The sequence below is a fragment of the Ideonella sp. BN130291 genome (assembly GCF_036231905.1).
GTDB lineage: Bacteria > Pseudomonadota > Gammaproteobacteria > Burkholderiales > Burkholderiaceae_C > CAMLIZ01.
In genome coordinates, this window is sequence record NZ_JAZARE010000010.1 from 126,799 (window position 1) to 147,667 (window position 20,869).

At 70.9% G+C, this 20,869-nt stretch carries 14 protein-coding genes and 1 other RNA gene; 4 read left to right on the forward strand and 11 right to left on the reverse strand.

Annotated elements, in window-relative coordinates; all coding sequences use genetic code 11:
- Positions 1-29: 29 nt before the first annotated feature.
- Positions 30-479: a ribonuclease HI gene (rnhA, locus tag VPH43_RS20855; RefSeq protein WP_328579681.1), complete on the reverse strand. Its 450-nt coding sequence runs from the start codon at positions 477-479 to the stop codon at positions 30-32.
- The gene (locus VPH43_RS20860) at positions 476-1,252 is read right to left on the reverse strand and encodes a class I SAM-dependent methyltransferase (RefSeq protein WP_442909325.1); all 777 of its coding nucleotides are present in this window, start codon (positions 1,250-1,252) and stop codon (positions 476-478) included. Before VPH43_RS20860 ends, rnhA begins: the two co-directional genes overlap by 4 nt.
- 68 nt (positions 1,253-1,320) lie before the next feature.
- Between VPH43_RS20860 and gloB the strand changes: the two genes are divergently transcribed.
- On the forward strand, positions 1,321-2,091 hold the full coding sequence (gene gloB / locus VPH43_RS20865; RefSeq protein ID WP_328579809.1) for a hydroxyacylglutathione hydrolase: 771 nt from the start codon (positions 1,321-1,323) through the stop codon (positions 2,089-2,091).
- Positions 2,088-3,698 (forward strand): transglycosylase SLT domain-containing protein, encoded by a 1,611-nt coding sequence (locus VPH43_RS20870; RefSeq protein ID WP_328579682.1) that lies wholly within the window; start codon positions 2,088-2,090, stop codon positions 3,696-3,698. The genes gloB and VPH43_RS20870 overlap by 4 nt, the downstream gene beginning before the upstream one ends.
- Positions 3,699-3,726: 28 nt before the next feature.
- On the opposite strand, the gene recR is transcribed toward VPH43_RS20870, so the two are convergent.
- The 3 genes from recR to dnaX are packed head-to-tail and all read right to left on the reverse strand — an operon-like array spanning position 3,727 to position 6,608.
- Positions 3,727-4,317 (reverse strand): recombination mediator RecR, encoded by a 591-nt coding sequence (gene recR / locus VPH43_RS20875; RefSeq protein ID WP_328579683.1) that lies wholly within the window; start codon positions 4,315-4,317, stop codon positions 3,727-3,729.
- Positions 4,318-4,321: 4 nt separating this feature from the next.
- Complete coding sequence (locus VPH43_RS20880) at positions 4,322-4,648, reverse strand: YbaB/EbfC family nucleoid-associated protein (protein WP_328579684.1); 327 nt, start codon at positions 4,646-4,648, stop codon at positions 4,322-4,324.
- Between the two features lie 13 nt (positions 4,649-4,661).
- On the reverse strand, positions 4,662-6,608 hold the full coding sequence (gene dnaX, locus VPH43_RS20885; protein WP_328579685.1) for a DNA polymerase III subunit gamma/tau: 1,947 nt from the start codon (positions 6,606-6,608) through the stop codon (positions 4,662-4,664).
- Between the two features lie 42 nt (positions 6,609-6,650).
- Here dnaX and VPH43_RS20890 point away from each other — a divergent pair, with 42 nt between their 5' ends.
- Both VPH43_RS20890 and VPH43_RS20895 read left to right on the forward strand, forming a co-directional pair.
- Entirely contained in the window at positions 6,651-7,775 is a 1,125-nt protein-coding gene (locus VPH43_RS20890) for an AIR synthase related protein (protein WP_328579686.1), read from the forward strand.
- A 10-nt stretch (positions 7,776-7,785) separates the two neighbouring features.
- Positions 7,786-9,354 carry a phospholipase D family protein gene (locus tag VPH43_RS20895; RefSeq protein WP_328579687.1) on the forward strand — a complete coding sequence of 523 codons (1,569 nt, stop codon included), beginning with the start codon at positions 7,786-7,788 and terminating at the stop codon, positions 9,352-9,354.
- A 21-nt stretch (positions 9,355-9,375) separates the two neighbouring features.
- Here the strand turns inward: VPH43_RS20895 and VPH43_RS20900 are convergent, their stop codons facing one another.
- The 6 genes from VPH43_RS20900 to VPH43_RS20925 all read right to left on the reverse strand — a co-directional run bounded on the left by VPH43_RS20900 (position 9,376) and on the right by VPH43_RS20925 (position 20,790).
- The gene (locus tag VPH43_RS20900; RefSeq protein WP_328579688.1) at positions 9,376-10,242 is read right to left on the reverse strand and encodes a substrate-binding periplasmic protein; all 867 of its coding nucleotides are present in this window, start codon (positions 10,240-10,242) and stop codon (positions 9,376-9,378) included.
- 82 nt (positions 10,243-10,324) lie between these two features.
- Positions 10,325-10,422, reverse strand: an RNA gene (gene ffs, locus VPH43_RS20905) — signal recognition particle sRNA small type.
- Between the two features lie 24 nt (positions 10,423-10,446).
- Positions 10,447-12,915, reverse strand: coding sequence for a protein kinase domain-containing protein (locus VPH43_RS20910; RefSeq protein WP_328579689.1), 2,469 nt, complete (start codon positions 12,913-12,915; stop codon positions 10,447-10,449).
- Entirely contained in the window at positions 12,912-14,762 is a 1,851-nt protein-coding gene (locus VPH43_RS20915; RefSeq protein ID WP_328579690.1) for a serine/threonine protein kinase, read from the reverse strand. Before VPH43_RS20915 ends, VPH43_RS20910 begins: the two co-directional genes overlap by 4 nt.
- A 122-nt stretch (positions 14,763-14,884) precedes the next feature.
- The gene (locus VPH43_RS20920) at positions 14,885-18,136 is read right to left on the reverse strand and encodes a UvrD-helicase domain-containing protein (RefSeq protein WP_328579691.1); all 3,252 of its coding nucleotides are present in this window, start codon (positions 18,134-18,136) and stop codon (positions 14,885-14,887) included.
- Entirely contained in the window at positions 18,133-20,790 is a 2,658-nt protein-coding gene (locus VPH43_RS20925) for a PD-(D/E)XK nuclease family protein (protein WP_328579692.1), read from the reverse strand. Before VPH43_RS20925 ends, VPH43_RS20920 begins: the two co-directional genes overlap by 4 nt.
- Between the last annotated feature and the right edge of the window lie 79 nt (positions 20,791-20,869).

The window sequence follows — 20,869 nt, forward strand, 5'->3', positions numbered from 1 at the left end:
CGCAGGCGCAAGAACCCAATCCCGCGCGATCAGCGCAAAACCGAATCCACCCCCCGGTTGGCCAACATGTCAGCACGCTCGTTGCCAGGGTCCCCCGCATGCCCCTTCACCCAACGCCAGTCCACGTCGTGCTTCAAGGACTGCGCCTCCAGCTCCTGCCACAGCTCCGCGTTTTTCACCGGCTTGTTGTCCGCCGTCTTCCAGCCGCGCTTCTTCCAGCCGTGGATCCAGCTGGTGATGCCGTTGCGCACATATTCGCTGTCGGTATAGATCACCACCTTGCAGCGGCGCTTGAGCGCCAGCAGCGCCTGTATCACGGCGGTGAGCTCCATGCGGTTGTTGGTGGTGAGCTTTTCGCCGCCCCACAGCTCCTTTTCGTGCCCGCCCCATTGCATCCAGGCGCCCCAGCCGCCGGGGCCGGGGTTGCCCTTGCAGGCGCCATCGGTGTAGATCGTGATCGTGCTGTCGTCTTGGCTCATGAATCGCTTTTTGAAGAGTGGCGGTTGGCTACCACCGCAGGCGCGGCCTTGGTTTTCACCGCCTCCTTGCGCTTGAGGCCCACCAGCCGCATGCCGCGCACGCGCTTGACCGCCACCAGGAAATACACGGAACCGAACACCGGCCACCAGCGCTCGCCGGTGCCCTCCAGCCAGCTGAAGCGGTCCAGCCAATGCTGTGTGCGCACGCCGGGGCGATAGCAGCCGAAGCGCCCGCGCTCGACCTCGAAGCTCAGCAGGCGCAGCCAGTCGCGCAGCCGCCAGTAGCCGATGAAGTCACCGGTGCGCGGCAGGAACAGCGCGCCTTTGCCACCGAGGCGGCGGCGCAGCCGGCCCAGGCGCTGGCGCAGCCCCCACAGGCTCGCCGGGTTGAAGCCCAGGATCACCACGCGGCCTTCGGGCACCAGCACCCGCTCCACTTCGCGCAGGGTCTGGTGCGGGTCGCCGGCCAGCTCCAGCGCATGCGGCAACACCACCAGGTCCAGGCTGTGGCTGGGAAAGGGCAAGGCGTCGAAGTCGCAATGCACGGCGATCGCGCGTGGCCCCTGCACCGGCAACTGCGCTGCGCCGTCCAGGCCCTCGCCATCGCCGGCCAGCCAGCGATGCGGCATGCGATTGGTGCGCAGCGCGTCCAGTTGGGGCAGGCCCAGCTGCAACGCGTGAAAGCCGAACAGGTCCACCACCGCATGGTCGAGCTGCTGCTGCTCCCAATCGAGCATGTAGCGGCCGGGTGGTGTGTCCAGCCAGGCGGCCAGCTCGGTGAAAAACGACGACTCGGACACTCGGGAGGGGCTTTCTATAATCACGCGTTCATTCGCACATGATGCAACTCATTGCCCTGCCCGCATTCGCCGACAACTACATCTGGATGCTGCACGATGGAGAACACGCCATCGTGGTCGACCCGGGTGACGATCAACCGGTGAAGGCTGCGCTCTCGGCGCGAGGCCTGCAGTTGAGCGGCATTCTAGTGACGCACCATCACGCCGATCACGTCGGCGGCCTGGCAGCGCTGCAAGGCGCGCTCCAGGGCCCGATCTATGGCCCCGCGAACGAAGCCATGCCGCTGGACGTGATCCGCCTGCGCGACGGCGACACCGCCGAGCTGCTGGGGCTGCGTTTCGACGTGATCGATGTGCCGGGCCACACTGCCGGCCACATCGCCTACTTCCACACGCCCGAAGCGGACGACCCCATCCTCTTCTGCGGCGACACGCTGTTTTCCGCCGGCTGCGGCCGCCTGTTCGAAGGCACGCCACGGCAGATGCATGCGTCGCTGGCCCGCCTGGCGGCGTTACCCGATGCAACGCGGGTCTGTTGTGCGCATGAATACACGCTGTCGAACCTGCGCTTCGCCCATGCGGTGGAACCGATGAACGACGATGTCGTCCGTCATACCGCGTGGTGCGAAACCGAACGTGCGGCAGGCCGACCCACCCTGCCCTCGCGCATGGCGCGCGAGCGGCGCATCAATCCGTTCCTGCGTTGCGACGCGCCCGCCGTGGTGGCCGCCGCCCAGGCCCAAGGGGCGGCCGACCGCAGCGGCCCCGAGGTGTTCACGGCGTTGCGCCGATGGAAGGACCATTTCAGATGACACCACCCCACCGACGTTTCCCGCGCCTGGCGCTCGCGCCTGCGCTGGCCGCCCTGCTGTGGCTGGCGGCTTGCGCCACGCCGGCCGATGCGCCTGGCGGCGAGGACGCCGCGCTGCCGGCCCAGGCCGCCGCCTCCGCGCCCGCCGATGCCGCATCCGCACCGGCCACCGACCCGGTGGCCGTGCTGCCTGCTGAAAGGACCCCAGCCGACCAGCACGATGGCCCGGCGGTGGCCGCACCGATCGACCCCCTGCGCCCGGAAGTGCGGGTGGACCTGGACGACCGCAGCGCGCAGCTGGACCTGTGGGGCCGTGTGCGCCGCGGTTTCGGCATGTCCGACCTGGACACCGACCTGGTGCGCAAGAACGAGCAGTGGTACGCCACCCGACCGGACTACGTGCAGCGCATGACCGAGCGCGGCGGGCGCTACCTCTATCACATCGTTGAAGAGGTGGAAAAGCGCGGCCTGCCCAGCGAACTGGCGCTGCTCCCTTTCATCGAGAGCGCGTTCAACCCGCAGGCCAACTCGGTGGCCAACGCGTCCGGCATGTGGCAGTTCGTGCCGGCCACCGGCCGCGACTTCTCGCTCAAGCAGAACATCTTCCGCGACGACCGGCGCGATGTGCTGGCCTCCACGCGGGCCGCGCTGGACTACCTGACCCGCCTGAACGCGGAGTTCAACGACTGGCACCTCACGCTGGCCGCCTACAACTGGGGCGTGGGCAATGTGCGCAAGGCGATTGCCCGCAACCAGCGCGCCGGCCTGCCCACCGACTACCTCAGCCTGCGCATGCCGGACGAAACCCGCAACTACGTGCCCAAGCTGCAGGCGGTGAAGAACATCGTGCTGCGGCCGGAAACGTTCAGCCTCAGCCTGCCGGTGCTGGCCAACCACCCGTACTTCCTGAGCGTGCCGATCGAGCGCGACATGGACGTGGACCTGGCCGCCCGCCTGGCCGGTTTGTCGACCGACGAGTTCAAGCTGCTCAACCCGCAGATGAACAAGCCGGTGATCCTGGCCGCCGGCACGCCGCAGGTGCTGCTGCCCTACGACAACGCCAACAGCTTCGTGCGCAACATCGACCAGCACCGCGGGCCGCTGGCCACCTGGACCGCCTGGGTCGCCAACAAGACGCTGCGCCCGGCGGAGGCCGCCAAGCAGCTCGGCGTGAGCGAGGATCTGTTGCGCGAGGTGAACCGCATTCCCCCGCGCATGCTGGTGAAAGCAGGTTCCACCCTGCTGGTGCCGCGCAACGAACGCCGCAAGGACGACGTGCCCGAGCATCTGGCCGACAACGCCACCCTCGCCTTCGCGCCCGACGCACCGCCGCCGCGCCGTGTGAGCATCAAGGCCGGCAAGAAGGGCGACTCGGTGGCCGCCGTCGCCAAGCGCTACGGCGTGAGCGCCACGCAGGTGGCGCAATGGAACAAGGTGGCCCCGCACGCGAGCTTCAAGCCCGGCCAGGTGATCGCACTGTTCCTGCCGGCGGGCCGTGCAGCGGCCGTGGACGGCAGCCATGCGGCCACCCGGCGCACCGCCAAGCCGGCCGCCACCGCACGCAAGGCTGCGAGCAAACCGGCCCGCGTGCGCGTCGCCAAGGACTGAGCTGCGGTGCGGCCCCGGCGGCGCGGCTTCAGCGCCGGTCGACCAGCGCGTGCGCGATGGTGCTCAGGTCCACATACTCCAGCTCGCTGCCGGCCGGCACACCGCGCGCGAGGCGCGTGACCTTCAGGCCGCGGGAGCGCAGCGCCTCGGCCAGCACGTGGGAAGTGGCCTCGCCTTCGGCGGTGAAGCTGGTCGCCAGGATCACCTCTTCCAACGCTTCATCGGCGGCGCGCTGCATCAGCGCCTCCGCGCCAATCTCGCGCGCGCCCACGCCGTCCAGCGGGCTCAGGCGCCCCATCAGCACGAAATACAGCCCGCGATAGCTGCCGGTGCGCTCCAGTGCCGCCTGGTCCGCGGGCGTCTCCACCACGCACAGTTGGCGCGCATCACGCTGCGGGTCGGCGCAGATGCGGCACAGCGGCGCTTCCGCGAAGGTATGGCAGCGCTCGCAATGGCGCACCTGCGCCACCGCAGCCTGCAGCGCCGAAGCGAGCTGCAGCGCGCCGTCACGGTCATGCTGCAGCAGGTGGAAGGCCATGCGCTGGGCCGACTTCACCCCCACGCCAGGCAGGCGGCGCAGCCCCTCGATCAGCGCCTCGAGCGCGCCGTGCGTGGCCACCGGACTAGAACGGGAACTTCATCCCCGGCGGCAGCGGCATGCCGGCGGTGAGCTTGCCCATCTTTTCGGTGCTCACTTCTTCAGCGCGCCGGATGGCGTCGTTGAAGGCGGCGGCCACCAGGTCCTCCAGCATGTCCTTGTCGTCGGCCAGCAGGCTGGGGTCGATCGCCACGCGCTTCACGTCGTGCTTGCAGGTCATGGTCACCTTCACCAGGCCGGCGCCCGACTGGCCCTCGACCTCGATGTGGGCCAGTTCCTCCTGCGCCTTCTTCAGGTTGTCCTGCATGGCTTGGGCCTGCTTCATCAGGCCGGCCAGTTGGCCTTTCATCATGGGGTGTGTCCTTTCAAACGGGTTTGATCGATCCGGGCACCAGGCGCGCGGTCTTGAATTGGGCCATCAGCTCGCGCACCAGCGGGTCGTTGCGGATGGTGTCTTCGGCCGCACGCTGGCGGCGCTCGCGCTCCACGGCGTCGCGGCGCGCGGGGCTGTCCTGCGCCACCCCGGCCACGAGCTCCAGCCGCGGCGCCGGCTGCTGCACGCCAGCCAGTGCGGCCTGCAGCTTGTCGCGCAAGCTGGCAGCACGCAGTGATTCGCGCTCCACGCGCAGTTGCCAGAGCTCTCCGTCGGCCAGCGGCGTCACGGCCACCAGCTCGGCCTGCATCGCCAGCTCGCGCACCAGGGCCGTGATGGCGCCACGCTCGGCCAGCGCGGTGGTGACGCCGGCCCAGCGATCGCCCAAGGCGGTGCGCTGAACGTCCGCCACGGCGGGAGGGGCGGCCGGCGCCGGCAAGGCGGCGGCCACCGGCTCGCGGGCCACGACCGCGCTGGTTTGCACCGGCGCTGGCGCGGGGCTTGCCGCCGCCGGCCGCGCCAGCGTGGCCACGGGGCCGTCCTCGTCCATCGGCGGCATGTCGTCCACCCAGGGCGGCGGCTGCTGGCGGTCGCTTGCCATGGCGGGCCGGCCTGCCGCGGCAGCCGGGCGCGCCGGCACCGCGGGTGCGGGCGTTGCCGCGGGGGCCGACACCGGCGCTGCGGGCCGGGCGGCTGCAGGCTCGCGCACTGCAAGTGGCACCGGCCGCGGCACCATGCTGGACCGCGCTTCACGCGTCGCCTGCAGTGCAGAAGCAGGCATGGGGGCAGGCACCGGGGCCGCCACGGCGGCTGCCGGCACGCTGGCCGCGGGCCGGTCACCGGCGGCCGGAAACGCCAGCAGGCGCAGCAAGGCCATGGTGAGCGCGCCGTATTCGTCCGACGCGAGGCTCAGTTCGTTGCGAGCGTGCAGCACAATGCTGTAGAGCAGCTGGGTCTCGTCGCGCGGCAGCAACCCGGCCAGCTCACGTGCCTGGGCCGTGTCGGGGTCGCGCTCATCGAGCGCGCCGGGCACGGCCTGCTCGATCGCCATCTGCTGCAGCAGGGACGCCATTTCCTCCAGCGTGCCGGCTGCCGACAAGCCGCGCGCACGCAGCGCGTCCACACCCGCCAGCACGGCCCGGCCATCGCGCTGGGCCAGGGCACGCACCAGGCCGCTGGCATGGCTGCGGTCCACCGTGCCCAGCATGGTGCGCACCACGCTCTCGGTGAGCTCGCCGCCACCGTAGGCGATGGCCTGGTCGGTGAGCGAGAGCGCGTCGCGCATGGAGCCGCGTGCCGCGCGCGACAGCAGGCGCAGCGAGCCGGCATCGGCCGGCACGTTTTCGGCCTGCAGCACGGTCTGCAGGTAGTCGTGCACCACTTCCGGCGGCATCGGCCGCAGGTTGAACTGCAGGCAGCGGCTCAGCACCGTGGGCAGCATCTTGTCCGGGTCGGTGGTGGCCAGCACGAACTTCAGGTACTCGGGCGGCTCCTCCAGCGTCTTCAGCAGCGCGTTGAAGCTTTCCTTGGTGAGCTGGTGCGCCTCGTCGATCATGAAGACCTTGAAGCGGCCGATGCTGGGCTTGTAGGCCGCCCGCTCCAGCAGGTCGCGCACCTCGTCGATGCCGCGGTTGGAGGCGGCATCGAGCTCGATGTAGTCGATGTAGCGGTCGGCATCGATCTCGGTGCAGGCGCTGCACTGGCCGCAGGGCTGGTGCGTGATGCCGCCGCTGCCATCCGCGCCGGTGCAGTTGAGGCTCTTGGCCAGGATGCGCGAGACCGTGGTCTTGCCGATGCCGCGCGTGCCGGTGAACAGGTAGGCGTGGTGCAGGCGCTGCTGCTGCAGCGCATTCGTCAGCGCCTGCACCACATGCTCCTGCCCCACCATCTGCGCGAAGCTGCGGGGCCGGTACTTGCGGGCAAGGACGACGTAACTCATCCGCGGATTCTACGGGCGCGGGTCGTGCCGGATAATTCGCGGATGAACGCGAACGACACCCGCCATCCCGCCACGCTCAGCTATGAACAGGCGGGCGTCAACTACGACCTGATCGACCCGCTGAAGGTCGCCGCCCAGCGCGCCGCGGCAGCCACCGGCGCGCATCTTGCGGCCCATGGCTTCAGCGAGGTGGCGGCCTCGCGCGGCGAGTCGGCCTACGTGGTGGACGTGGGGCCGTTCTACATCGCCTCCATCGTCGAATGCCTGGGCTCCAAGGCCCTGGTGGCCGACGAGATGAGCCAGCTCACCGGCAAGAGCTACTACGACGGCATTGCGCAGGACACGATCGCGATGGCGATCAACGACCTGATCACCGTGGGCGCCACGCCGCTGGTGGTACAGGCCTACTGGGCCGCGGGCGGCTCCGACTGGTTTGGCGACGCGCAGCGCGCGCAGGCGCTGGTGGCCGGCTGGAAGCGCGCCTGCGACGTCTGCAATGTAGCCTGGGGCGGCGGCGAGACGCCCGCATTGGCGGGCATCGTGGAAGCCGGCCGCATCGACCTCGCTGCTTCTTGCACCGGCCTGATCAACCCGAAGGAGCGCCTGTCGGTGGGCGACCAACTGGCCCCCGGCGACGCCATCGTGCTGCTGGCTTCCAGCGGCATCCACGCCAACGGCCTGAGCCTGGCGCGCAAGCTGGTGGAGCGCCTGCCGCAGGGTTACCTCACCGAAGTGCAGCCCGGCCTGACGTATGGCGACGCCCTGCTGGCGCCCACGGTGCTCTATTCACCGGTGACCGAAGCCCTCTACCAGGCGGGCATCACGCCGCGCTACTGCGCCAACATCACCGGCCACGGCTGGCGCAAGCTGCTGCGCCACCCGGGCGCGTTCACCTACCGCATCCACAGCGTGCCGGAAGTGACACCGGTGCTGCGCTTCATCCAGCAGCACGCCCGCCAGGACGACCGCGAGGCCTACAGCACGCTCAACATGGGCGCCGGCTTCGCCCTCTTCGTGAAGGCCGAGGATGCCGCACGCACCGTGCAGGTGGCGCAGGCCCAGGGCGTGGCCGCGCTGGTGGCCGGCACGGTGGAAGCCGGCGCCAAGCAGCTGGTGATCGAGCCGCTGGGCATCACCTTCGGCACCGACGACCTGCAACTGCGCTGACCGACGCGCAATGCGCCTGATCACGCGCCTGTTCTTGCTGGCGCTGCTGCTCGCCACGATGGTGGGCTGTGCGTCGCTGCCCGACGATGTGCAGCGCACGCCTTCGCACACGCTGGTGGCGCCAGCCACTGCACCGCTGTCGCAGGTGGCCGCGGATGCCCGCATCCCGGACGACAAGTCGGGCTTCTGGCCGATGCCGGCGTCCAACTTTGCGCTGGACGCGCGCCTGACGCTGATCCGCCAGGCGCGCAGCTCGCTGGACCTGCAGACCTACCTGATCGGCAACGACACCATCGGCCGCCTGATCCTGCGCGAGCTGCGCGACGCGGCCGCACGCGGCGTGCGCGTGCGTGTGCTGGTGGACGACCTCTACACCCAGGGGCTGGACCCGTTGTTGCTGGGCCTGGCCGCGCACGACAACGTGGAAGTGCGGCTGTTCAACCCCTTCGCGAGCGGCCGCGACTGGTCGCTCGGCCGCTTCTGGGGGTTTGCGACCGATTTCCGTCGCCTGAACCACCGCATGCACAACAAGCTGTTCATCGCGGACGGCGCCATGGCGATCGTGGGCGGGCGCAACCTGGCGGACGAGTACTTCTTCCGCAGCCGCGATGCCAACTTCCTGGACATGGAGCTGCTGATCGCCGGCGCCCTGGTGCCCAAGCTCGGTGTCTTCTTCGACAGCTACTGGAACAGCGAGCAGGTGTTCCCGCTGCACAGCATCGTGCGCAGCCTGCAGCCACGCCTGGCGCTGCAGGACGACTTCGAGGACAGGACCTCCGGGCCCACCGACCCGGCCACCCTGCCGCCCGCAGGCAAGGATTCCTACGGTGCGCCCGCGTTCAGCACGGCACTGCACACGCACCAACACCACTTCGTGATCGCCGAGGCCGGCGCCCATGCCGACGCGCCGGACAAGGGGCGCGCCGTTGCGGATGCCGGGCAGAAGCCCGACACGGTGACCGTGCGTTTCATGGGCTTCATGGGCGAGGCCAAGGAGGAGACGCTGCTGTTCTCGCCCTACTTCATCCCGGGCAGGGAAGGCCTGAAGCGCATGAAGGCCGTGCGCGATCGCGGCGTGAAGGTGCGTGTGGTCACCAATGCCATGGGCACCAGCGACGAGCCGCTGGTGAACCTGGGCTATGAGCGCTACCGGCGCGAGATGCTGGGCATGGGCGTTCAGCTGTACGAGATCAGCTCCTCGCGGCTGACACGCGACGCGACGCTCAAAAGCGTGCTGGGCAGCTCGCGCGGGCGCCTGCACGCGAAGATGGCCTTCATCGACCGGCGGCTGGTGCTGGTGGGCTCGATGAACCTGGACCCGCGCTCCACCTACACCAACACCGAGATCGGCATCGGCATCCGCAGCCCCGAGCTGGCGAAGATGATCCTGGACGTCTACCGGGCCGACGACTTCAACGGGGTCTACCAGGTGCAGCTCAAGCCGGACGGCTCCGGCGTTCAGTGGGTGGGCCGCGACAAGGACGGCGAGGAAGTGCTGCTCGACGAGCCGGACATCGGCCCATGGCAGCGCTTCAAGCTCTGGCTCCTGTACAAGTTTGTCCCGGAAGACCTGCTCTGAACCGCGGCGCCTGCGGGCCGTTCAGCGCACGGCCGCCTCGGCCGGCGGCCCGGGCTCGCGTGAGCGGGCCTTGGCCGCACCGCCCAGCGCCATGCGGTGGTAGTCGTCCAGCGCCTGCTGCAGCTCCTGCGCATAGCCCGGCCGCGTGAAGTAGGCACCGATCTCCTGCACCCGGGACGCGAGGGGCGACTTCTGGGAGACCGACAGCCACAGGTCGCCCACCAGCGCCGGCCGCTCCAGCGGCACCACCTGGTCCGACAGCCCGGCGCGGGCGATCTCGATCAGCCCGGCCTCCCAACCGAAGGGCAGGATGTCCACCCGGTTCAGCGACAGCATGCCCAGCGCCTGCCGCACCGTGCCCACGCGCTCGATGTGGGTGTGCTGGGCCAGGAAGTCGTCGAACTCCGGGCCCATGCTCACGCCCAGCACCAGTCCCGTGCGGGCACCTTCGAGGTCCGCCCACCGATTGAAACGCTGGTTGCCGGCACGTTGCTTCTGCATGAAGACCGCAATGCGGTTCTGGGCCATGCGCGGCTCCGCGAACACGGAATACGCCTCGCGCTCCGGGTTGCGGAACGCGCAGATGTTCACGTCCACCTCGCCGCTGGCCACCATGGCCTGGCAGCGCTTCCACGGGCCGACGAACCCCAGGTCCACCCGGTAGCCCAGGCGCTCGATCGCCCGCTGCGCGATGACGGCGCAGGCGCCAACGATCTCGTTGCCACGTTGCCAGTTCCAGGGCGGGTAGTCGTGGTGGCCGCAGGCCTTGATCACCGGCCGCTCCGCCGCGCTGGCCAGGCCGGTTGCAGCGGCCAGCAACCATGCGGCCGCATGCGCCAGCCCGCCGAGACGGCGAGGCGACTTCGGTTCACGGATGGGGGTGACCACGCAAGTCCCTCCTGGCGAGGACTGGGGACAAAAGTTTAGTCCCCGGATGCCGTTGCGGCATGCCTATTTGTTCGGCAGGAAGGGTGACGAGCCTTACCCTCGGCACTGGTCGCAACGGTTAGGGCTGCTTGGTTCCCCACCTGACCCGGTTGGCCGCGCTTCCATGCGAGGAGGCCCGTCACCGGCGATTGTAGGCGAGCTCTTTCAGCTCGCCTGGCGGAACGCCATCACCGCCTGGTTGCGCAGGGTGCGCAGCAGCGACAGCTCCTTCTCGCCCAGCTCGATGCCGCCTGCTCGCGCCTTGTCGGCGTAGATGAGCGCAAAAGGCGCGTTTTTCATCAGCAGCGGCAGCAGCAGGAAAGCTGGTGCATTCACCTTCTCGCGGTACCACGCTGGCAGGCGCGCCGCGATGTTGCTTGCGCTGGTGTCGGCGATGAGCGTGTCGGCGCCCTTCAGGCACACCGCGGTGAACAGGTCCGCGCCGGTGCCGGCCTGCAGTTTCAGCGCCACCTTGAACACCGGGCTCACCGCTTCAACGCCCTGCCCCAGCCCGAAGCGGCCGGTCAGCATCTCGGTCCTGGGGTCGCGCAGGCAGAACACCACGCGATGAAAGTCCAGCGCGCGGAACATGGTCTCCAGGATCATGCGCAGCACTTCGTTGAGCTTGAAGTTGTCCGCCACCATGTGGTTGGTGATGTCCTGGATGCCCGCGGCCAGCAGCTCCGCCACCTTCTCCGGCCGGGGCGCGAGCACGATGGTCTTGTCCTCGCCCGGGCCCGGCACGTAGACATTCGCCGTCTTGTCGGCACCCATCGGCAAGGTGGCCTGCAGCGCCATCGGCGACAGGGTGTCGTGGTCCGGCGCCAGCTCGGGCTGCACCATGGACATGAGGCGCCGCGCGGGCGATGCGGGCGCCACCTGGATGTTCATGGCCTGGGCCAGCTGGGTGAGCTTGTCACGGGCCTGGTCGGCCGCGTCGCGCATCTCCTTCTCGCTCACGCCCAGCGACTTGGCATACCGTGCGGCAATCTGCCCCAGCTTGTCGGCCAGCTGGTCCGGCGGCGTCTGCAGCATGGCATCGGCCACCGCGTTGGCGGCATGCCCGATCCAGCGCAGGCGCTCGGTGCCGCGCTCCACCGGCTTCGGCGGCGGCTCGCCCACCGGCCGGCGCATGGTCTTCTGCAGGCTGTCCGGCAGGCCCCAGGACTTGGCGACGCCGATGCCCAGCTCCTCGAAGCTGATGCCCAGCACCTTGGTGGACACCCGGTCCTCCGAGGGCGCTTCGGTGCGGCCGGGCGCGGGCTTGAGCTGCTGGCGGATCTGCTGCGCTTCTTCGGCAAAGTAGTACTCGGTGAGCAGCCGCCCCAGGTTCTGGAACATGGAGCCGATGAACGCCTCTTCGCCGTCGCGCGCGGTGGGGCAGAGTTCGTTGGCCAGGGAACCGGCCATCAGCGCGCGCAGGAACTCCTCTTTCAGCTGGCTGGCGTGGCCCTTGTCCTGCATGTGCTCCAGCAGCACCAGCGACAGCGCCATGTTGCGGATGCCCGCAAAGCCCACCAGCGCCACTGCCCGCGACACCGTGCTGATGGTGCCGCCCCCCGCGCTGCTGAAGTGCGCGGTGTTCACCATGCGCAGCAGCTTGTTGGTGAGCGCCACGTCCTTGAGGATCTCGTTGGACAGGTTGCTCAGCGATTCCTTCTCCGAATTGGCCACGCGCTGGATGCGCGAGACCGAATCGGACATGGCCGGAAAGTCCGACTTGTGCCGCATGCGCCGCAGCAGGAACTCCAGCGTGCCGGCACCGCCGCCGTTGCCCGCAGCCCCGGGATCGGCCAGCGTGATCGTGTCCGGGTCCATCCACTTGCACAGCGCCTGGTGCAAAGCATCGACGCTGGGGTAGCGCTGCTGCGGGTCGCGGGCCACGGCGCGCATCACGATCGCCCGCAGGCCGTCGTCCACCCGCGATCCCATGTCGGGCAGCACCACGTCCTCGTCCTGCACGCGCTGGATGGTGCGGTAGGGGTCGCTGTCGCGCAGCAGCGGTTTGCCGGCCAGCATCTCGCCCAGCATCATGCCGGCGGCAAACACGTCCATCGACGGCGACGGTGCCCCGCCGCGCGCGGCCTCGGGCGACATGTAGCCGGGCGTGCCGACGATGCCGCCGTCGCCCACGTCGGTGATGCGCGCGGCGATGCCGAAGTCCATCACGCGGGCGCGGCCGTCGGCATCCACCAGGATGTTCGACGGCTTGAGGTCCCGGTGCACGATGCCCATGCCATGCGCGGCGCGCAGCGCCTCCAGCACGCCCAGCAGCATCTGGACCGCGTCGCGCGCGGGCAGGCTGCCCTTGCTGCGCAGGTGCTCCGACAGCGTAGCGCCCTTCACGTACTCGAAAACCAGGTAGGCGCGGCCCTGCTGCTCGTCCGCCTCGAACAGCGGCACGATGTGCGGATGCGCCATGCGGCTGACCGCGCGCGCCTCGTGCAGCCATTGGCTGAGTGCCGCCGAATCGGCGTCCATGCGCAGCAGCTTGACGGCCACCTCGCGCTCCAGCCGCGGGTCGAAGGCCAGCCACACGGTGGCCTGCGCGCCCTTGCCGAGCACGCGGCGGAGTTCAAAACGGCCAAGGCGGCCTGGAGCCGCCTTGGAAGATGCCGTCGTGGCCGTGTTCATCGCTCGTCTCCCGTGAGCGTTTCCACATCCGGTGCGGGTGCCTCCATGGGCATGGGCAGCGTGTCAGGCACGGCCGCCTCTTCCTCTGTCACCAGCTCGTCGCCGCTGCCCATGTGGGCCGCCACCTGCACCGCTTCCTGCAGATCCTTCAGGGTCAGGTTGAGCGCACGCCCGTAACGCTGCGCGATGCGCGTGAGCGCCGGTGTGACCTGCGCCGCCGGCAGGCCGATCGCGTCGGTCACCTCGTTGCCCAGGCTGCCCACCGCGCGCAGCACCTCGCCATCACCTTCCAGCGTGCGCACCGGCTTGTCGGTGGGCAGGCGGCGGATCATGTGCATCACCTCGTCGTCCATGCCCCACTGGCGCGCCACGGCCGCACCCAGGGTCTCGATGTCGGCACCCAGCACCGCAAAGGCCGCGGTCTCTTCCGTCATGCCCGGCTCATCGGGCTCCCCCGGCTTGGCCGAGGGCGCCGGCTGCATCAGGCGCCGGATCTGCGCCGCTTCGTCCGGGAAGTGGTACTGCACCACCAGCCGGCCCAGGCTCTGCATCAGCGTGACGAGGTAGACCACCTCGGCGTCATAGCCCGCCGGCCGCAGAGACTGCGCCACCCGGCCGGCGCGCTTGACGCGCTCGATCAATGCATGCAGGTCGCGCGCGCCTTGTTCGTCCAGCGGCCCCGGCCAGGGGCGCAGGGTCTGCGCGGCACGCTGCACGCCCTGCAGGCCGATCATCGCGATCGCGCGCCGCACGGTCAGCACCGGGCCGTTGCCGGCCACCTGGGTGCCGCGCACCTTGGCGGTGTTCACCACGCGCAGCAGCTCGAACGCCAGCGCGAGGTCGCGCAGCACCAGGTCGGCCAGTTCGTTGGTGCGCTCGCGCTCCATGCGCATCAGGCGCGCCGCCCGCAAGGTGCCGCCAGGCAGCGCGGGCAATGCACCCACGGTGCGCACGCGGTCCAGCAGCAGCGCGAGCGGGCCGCCGCCCTGGTTGCTTTCCGCGTCCAGCCAGCCGGCGAGGGCATGCGCGAAGGTGCGCGCTGTGCGATAGCGTTGGCGCTCCTGGCGGTCGGTGCTGCGGTTGACGATCGCACGCAAGGGTTCTGGCACCGGCCGCGCCATGCTCCAGGGCAGGCGCACGAATTCAGGGCCCAGTGGCGGCAGGCGTTCCATCACCCGGCCGACGTCGGCCTCCTCCAGCGCCGGCGTACCGACCAGCAGGTGATGCATCACCAGGCCGATGGCCAGCACGTCGCGCTGGGCGGCGTCGCGCTGCGCGCGCAGCTGGTTCGGGTCCACCGACAGGCTGCGTGCGATGGTGGGCGTGTCGCCGCCGTCCACCTGGTCGAGCGCCACCTCCAGGCCCATGACGCGCAGGTTGCCCTGGTCGCTGAGCAGCAGCATGTGCGGCTGCACGTCGCGGTGGACGATGCCGCCTTCGTGGACAAAGGCCAGCCCGTCGAGCGCCTGCGCCATCCAGCGCGCCACGTCGGTGGCGGCCAGGCCCTGGGGTGACAGCTTTTCGGCCAAGGTGAGGCCGTTGGCGCGGTCGTAGGCCACGAAAGGCCAACGATCCTGCTCGCCCACTTCCACCACGTGGGCCAGATGCGGGTGGTTGAGCCGCGCCGCCTTGCGCACGGCCTGCATCCAGCGCTCCAGCGCGGGGGCATCGGCGGGCTGGTTGCGGGGGATCGCGAGGATCAGCTCCTGCTGGGCGCGCGGGTCATGGACCAGCCACACCATGCTGCGCACGCTCTTGCCGAGCAGCTTGAGCAGCTCGAAGCGTCCGAGCCGGCGTACTGCTGCGGCAGGCGTTTTGGATGAAGGTGGGACCGGAGAGGCGGCCATGGTGCGATCGTGGCAATACTGATCCGATTGGACCGCGCCCGCCACGCTCGCGAAGGGCCGAAGTGGCCGCCAAAGGCGGAGTAATTAACGCTACCCCGCGCGGCCACCCCGAAGCAGGCGGGCTACGGCTCGATCACCTCGCCAGCCGCGGTGATGAAGGCCGCGCGCACCCTGTCGGCCGGCTGCAGCGCCTGCACCAGCGTGCGGTAGTGCCGCAACTGCTCCAGGTACGCCGGCACGGTGTGGGGCGCGGATTGCAGCTTGTAGTCCAGCACCCACCAGGTCCGAATGTCACCATCGGCGAGCGCCACCAGCCGGTCCAGCCGCACCACCGCGTCGCCATCGGCCAGGCTGACCTCGTTGCCGGCCCAGGCGAGCCCGGCCGGGTCGAAAAACTGCCTGGCCGCCGGGCTGTCCAGCACCGCGCGCGCATGGCGCAGCAACTGGGCTTGCGCCGGCTCCACCAACCCGTAGGCCGACGCCGCAGCGGCCGCCAGCGGGGCCAGCGGTGCGCCCGGTGTGGCCGTGGCCCATTCAAGCACCCGGTGCAAGGCCTCGCCCAGCCGCGCCTCCTCGCTGCGGGCCTCGGGGGCGGCCACAGCCGGTGCCCGCGATGGTGCATCGGGCTGCCATGCCGGCAGCCCGCGGTAGACGACGGCACCCGGCTGGAGGTGCACCGGGGCCGCAGTCGGGGGCCAGGGCCACGGCGGCAGCCAGGGCGACAGCAGGGCCCACCACGACACCTCGTTGGCGCGCTGGTGCGGCGCCACGGACGACAGCAGCAGCTGCTCGCGCGCCCGCGTGAGCGCGACGTACAGGCCATTGAGCTCCTCGCGCTCGCGCGCCGCCTGCTCGCGCGCCAGCAGGGCCTGAAGCGTCGGGGCGCAGCGGGCCTCGCTGGCGACGAAGGCACAACGCACCGGCGCTTCCCGGTCCACCGGCCAGTCGACCAGCAAGGTCACCGTGTCGGCCCGGGTGCCGGGCGCGTCGCAGTCCATCAGCAGCACCGCCCGCGCCTCCAGCCCCTTGGCGCCGTGCACGGTGAGCAGCTGTACCGCATCGGGCACCGCGCCGGCGGACACCGTGAGCGCACGCCGCTTCAGCGCCCGCACAAAACCGTAGACGCTGGCATAACGCGCGCCGTCGAGTTGCAGCGCCAGGTTCAACAAGGCCTGCACCGACTGGCGTGCCGCCTGACGCCGCGCCGCGGGCACGCTGGCCAGCAGGCGGGGCATCAGCTCGCCCTCGTGCACGATGCGGTCCAGCAGGTCGTGCGGCGGCAGGCGCTGCATCTGCGCGGCCCAACGTGCCAGCAGCGTTGCGGCGCGCTGCAGCGCGGGTGGTGCCTCGTGCACCGCGCGCCGCAGCGCGGGCAGCCAGCGGCCGCCCTCGGCGCGCTGCGCCAGCCACAGCAGGTGCTCGTCGGTGGCGCCGAAGAGCGGGCTCTTCAAGGCATGGGCCAGCGACAGGTCATGCGCCGGCGAGGCCAGCACGTCCAGCACCGCCACCAGGTCGCGCACTTCGGCCGAGGCCATCAAGGCGTTGTCCTCCGGCGCCACATGGGCGATGCCATGGGCCTGCAGCGCCAGCGCCGCCTGGCGCAGCACCGCGCGCTTGCGCGCCAGCACAAAGATGTCGCCCGCCGCCACGCCTTGCGCCAACAGGCCCTTCACCGCCAGGGCCACCTGCTCGGCCTCCCGCTGGCGCATGCCCTCCTCCGGCTCATGGCGCGGCATGGTCAGGCTGTCGCGCCATTCGCTGATCGCCAGCGGCGCGGCCACTTCCCGCCCCGGCCGCTCCACCCGGGGCAGCAACGCCGCGCCCGGCGCACCGGGCGGCGCGCCGGTGGTGTGCGGGCGAAAGCCCTCGAAGTGGCCGGCCGCCTGCAGGCGCATGAACACCGTGTTGATGACCTGCAGCACCTCGGTTGCATTGCGCCGGGTGTGGTCGCACTCCAGCACCGCGCCGCCCAGCGCCTCCGCCACGAAGGCGCGCGCCGCCAGGAACACACGGGGCTCGGCACCCCGGAAGCGGTAGATGCTCTGCTTGGGATCACCCACGATGAACACCGACGGCGGACGCTGGCCGCTGGCGCCGCCGCCTGCGCCGGCATAGGCCGACAGCCAGCCGTGCAGCGCCCGCCACTGCAGCGGGCTCGTGTCCTGGAACTCGTCGATCAGCACATGGCGCACACGCTGGTCCAGCCGCTCCTGCACCCAGCCGGACAGCGCCGAGTCGCGCAGCAGGTGCAGCGCGCAATGTTCCAGGTCGGCCATGTCCGCCAGGCCGCGCTGGCGCTTGAGCGTCGCGTATTGCGCCAGCAGCACACGCGCCAGGCGCACCATGCGGCCGTGCTCCACGTGGGCGTGCTGCTGCTCCACCGCCCTGCGGATGTCCTCCAGCCAGGCCACGGCCTCCGCCAAGCCCGGCGCATCGAGCTTCTTGCGCAGCTCGCCGTCCTTGGTGAGCAGGGCCGCCCGCGCGGCCTGCAGGGCTTGCAGAGGGTCGCCCGATGCCAGCGCCTGCTCCAGTGCCGCACCCTGCTTGCGCGCAATGGCGCCGGGTTGCGAACCCAGCGCTGCGGCCACACAGAGCATGAGCTCGCGCACCACAGGCGCCTGCAGGCGCTCGGCCGGATGCGACAGGCCGGCGAACTCGGGCCAGCGCGCGGCCGCGGGCTCCACGCTGTCGTCCAGCGTGCCGGCCGCATCGGCTGCTTCAAATTCCACCCGGCGGGCCCAGGCCGCTTCCAGCCACTTGCGCAGCTGCGAGCGCCCGCGCTCGCGCACCAGCGTGAAGAAGTCGTCCTTCAGCGCAGCGTCGGCCCGCACCGCGGCATGGAAGCGGCGAAACAGGTCGGGGGCCAGGTCGGCGGCGTCCTCGACCAGCTCCACACCGGGCGCCAGGCCCAGCTGGGACAGCAGCTCCAGCGGTGCGGCGCGCAGCAGCTGGGAGAACCAGCCGTGGAAGGTGCGGATCTCCACCGTGCGGCCGCCCAGCAGCAGCTGCTCATGCAGCCCGGCCAGCCGATCGCTCAGGGCGGCCGCGCCGGCAGCGTCCAGCCCACGCTGGCGCAGCGCTTCGCGCCGGGCCGCGTCGTCGGCATGGGCGAACTCACGCAGCCAGTCGGCCAGGCGCTCGCGCATTTCGCCAGCGGCCTTGCGGGTGAAGGTGATCGCCAGGATCTGCTGCGGCTGGGCACCGTCCAGCAGCGCGCGCAGGATCCGGGACACCAGCATCCAGGTCTTGCCCGCGCCGGCGCAGGCTTCCACCACCACGCTGCGCGCGGGATCGCAGGCGGTGGCGTAGAAGCGGGCAGCCCCCACCGGTTGGCCGTCCACGCGGTAGGCCGGTTGCTCGTGCAGGTGGTTCATTCCGTCTCGTTCGGTGAGGCGTCGGCGTCCCAGTGGTCGCGCCGGCACAGGCCGCGCGCTTCGCAGTGTTCACACACCGGCCCGTCCCCCAGCGCGGGCAGCGGCTCTCCGGCCCGCACGCGACGCAACTCGGCGGCCAGGCTGTCCACCAGCACGCGGGCGGTGACCGGCACCTCGGGGTGCGGCACTTCCTGGATGCCGCCGCTGTCATCCAGCGCCAGGTACATGGCTTCGAGCGCCTGCGGATCGGCCTGCTCGCTGCCCAGCATCTCCAGCGCGGCGTAGAAGGCCAGCTGGGTGTCCTCCAGCGGCTCGCGCACCTTCTTGCGCAGGGCGTCGTGCGGGCCGGTCTTGTAGTCGATCAACTGGCGAGTGCCGCCTGGACCGGGCAGCCGGTCGATGCGGTCGATGCGGCCGCGCAGCAGCGTGCCTGCCAGTTCCGGCGGCGCGGCCTCGCGGTCGCTTTCACCTTCGAGCCATTGGGCCCCGGTGGCATCGCGCCGCTGCAGCCAGTCGGCATAGTGGGCGGCAAACCGTTCGAAGGTCGCTTCGAAGGGCAGGAAGCTGTCGGCATCCAGGCCGGCGGCGGCTCGGCGCTCCTGCGCGATGCGGCGCAGCTGCGCCATGTCCTCGGCCACGCTGCGTGGCTGTGGTCGGGCCTGGTGGAAATGCAGCAGCACATCGTGCAGCCAGGTGCCGTAGTCGCGCTTTTGCGCCTCGTCGTCCAGCTCGTCGCGCTCCTGCAGGCGCAGCACCGCGCGCGAGAAGAACCGGTACGGGCAGTCGCGCAAGGCCTCCACCGCGCTGGCGCTCAGCGCGGCCGGCAGCTGGCCGCCGGCCGCGGGTGCCGGCCTGGGCTGCGGCGTGGGCACCAGCGATGTGACCCGCCGCGGGTCATCGGGCTGCAGCACGGGCCGGCCGGCGCGCTCGCGCAGCAGCGCCAGGCGCTCCAGCAGCACGCTGCCGCCCAAGGTTTCGCCCTCGTCGTGATGGCGGTGCAGGAACAGCACCTGCGGCGTGCGCAGCAGATGCGCCAGCGCCAGTGCCTCCTCGTGTTGCCGCTGCTCGGTGGAGGGCAGCCCGAGCGCGACGGACAGGGCTTCGCCGAGCAGTGCGTCCGGCGCCGCCGGCACACCGAGGCGCCGGTCGTCAGCGCCAGGCAGCACGGCCGCCGCAAACGGCCGCAGCACCGCACGCCGCAAGGGCGTGATCACGACGGCGGGCGCCTGCGCCGGCGCGGGCGGTTCGAACACCGCCTGCTCCAGCGCCTCGTCCACGGCCTGCACAAAGTCCTGCAGCCGCAGCGGCAGGGTTTCGGCCAGCGCGCGCCAGGCGCGGTCGGGTGCATCCAGGCGCAAGGTGCGCAAGACCTGCTGGCCCGCTACGTCGGCCTGCAAGGCGGCCCACTGGCCGGTGGCGCTCAGCGTCTCGCGCAGCAGCTCGGTCCAGCGCGCCAGCGCCAGGCGCCCCGCATCCGCCAGCGGCGCAAGGCACTCATGTGCCCAGGTGCGCAGGGTGTCGGCCGCGCCTTGCAGCTCCAACGCCGCCATGGCGTCGCGCCGTGCGCAGCCGGATCGGCGCAGCGCCTGCTCGAGCGCATCCACCGCCCCGGCGCTGGGAGCGCCCTCCACGCCGGACGGCAGCGCCTTCAGCCAGTCCAGCAGTTCGTCGGTGGAAGCGACCGGCGATGCCGCACGCAGCAGCGCCATCACGCCGGCGGCCGCCCGCGTGGTGGACAGCTTCCATCCGGTCTCGTCCAGCACCGGCACATCGTGGCGCGCCAGCAAGGCGCCCACCCGCCGCACCAGCAGCCGGTCCTGTGCAATCAGCGCCAGCGGCCGACAGCCTTGCTGCAACAGCGCGATCAGGTGCGCCGCCGTGCGCTCGGATTCGTCCTCGAAATCCTCGCAAGCGGCCCGTTGCAGGTCAGACCGCAAGGGGGCGGCCGCGAGTGGATCGGCCTGCAGGGGATCCGCTTGCAGCACCAGCCGCGGCACCGGGGGGTCGGCCGCTTGCAGCACCGCGTCCGCCAAGGCGTCGGCACCACCGGCCCGCACCTGCAGCCACGCCGCCGGGCGCAAGGCAAACAGGGTGTCCGACGGCCAGGGTGAACTCGCGTTCACCCACTCGAAAGCCAGCCGCGCCAGCAGGCGCTCGGTGTTGCCCGGTGCATCACCAACGGCCAACAACGCACGTGCCTGCGCCTCCCATGCCGGGCGCAGCACGGGGGCGACGGCGATCGACCGGCGCGCCAGGCGATGCGCGCAGTCCACCAGCCGGGCAACGGTCTGCTCGAAGGCCTTGGCATCGCGCTGCGCCCACTGGCGTGCCCACGCCTGGGCGAGCAGCATCTGGCGGGCACGCAGCCGGTCCTGCGCGATGTCGAAGCTCACCGCGCCTTCCGGCGATGCAGCGCCCGGCGGCAAGGCCGCTGCCAGGGTGCGGGTGGTCTCCACACGCGGCAGCCAGCCGCCCTGGCGGCCGAAGGCGCGGCGCGCGAGCGCCAGGTGCTGGGCCAGCGGCACCAGCACGATCGCGTCGCGCGGCGCCACCGCCGAGTCGCCCAGCCAGACCGTGGCGCGGGCGGCGATGCGGTCCCATGCCGTGGCGGCGTCCGTGTCGAATTCAAGCGCGGTGATTGCTATCTCGGCCATAGCGTCGGCGGGGGCCCTGCGACCGGCAGGGAGTGGGGGGTTATGTCAGAATCATTGCGCCCCCTCCAGCAACGAAGAG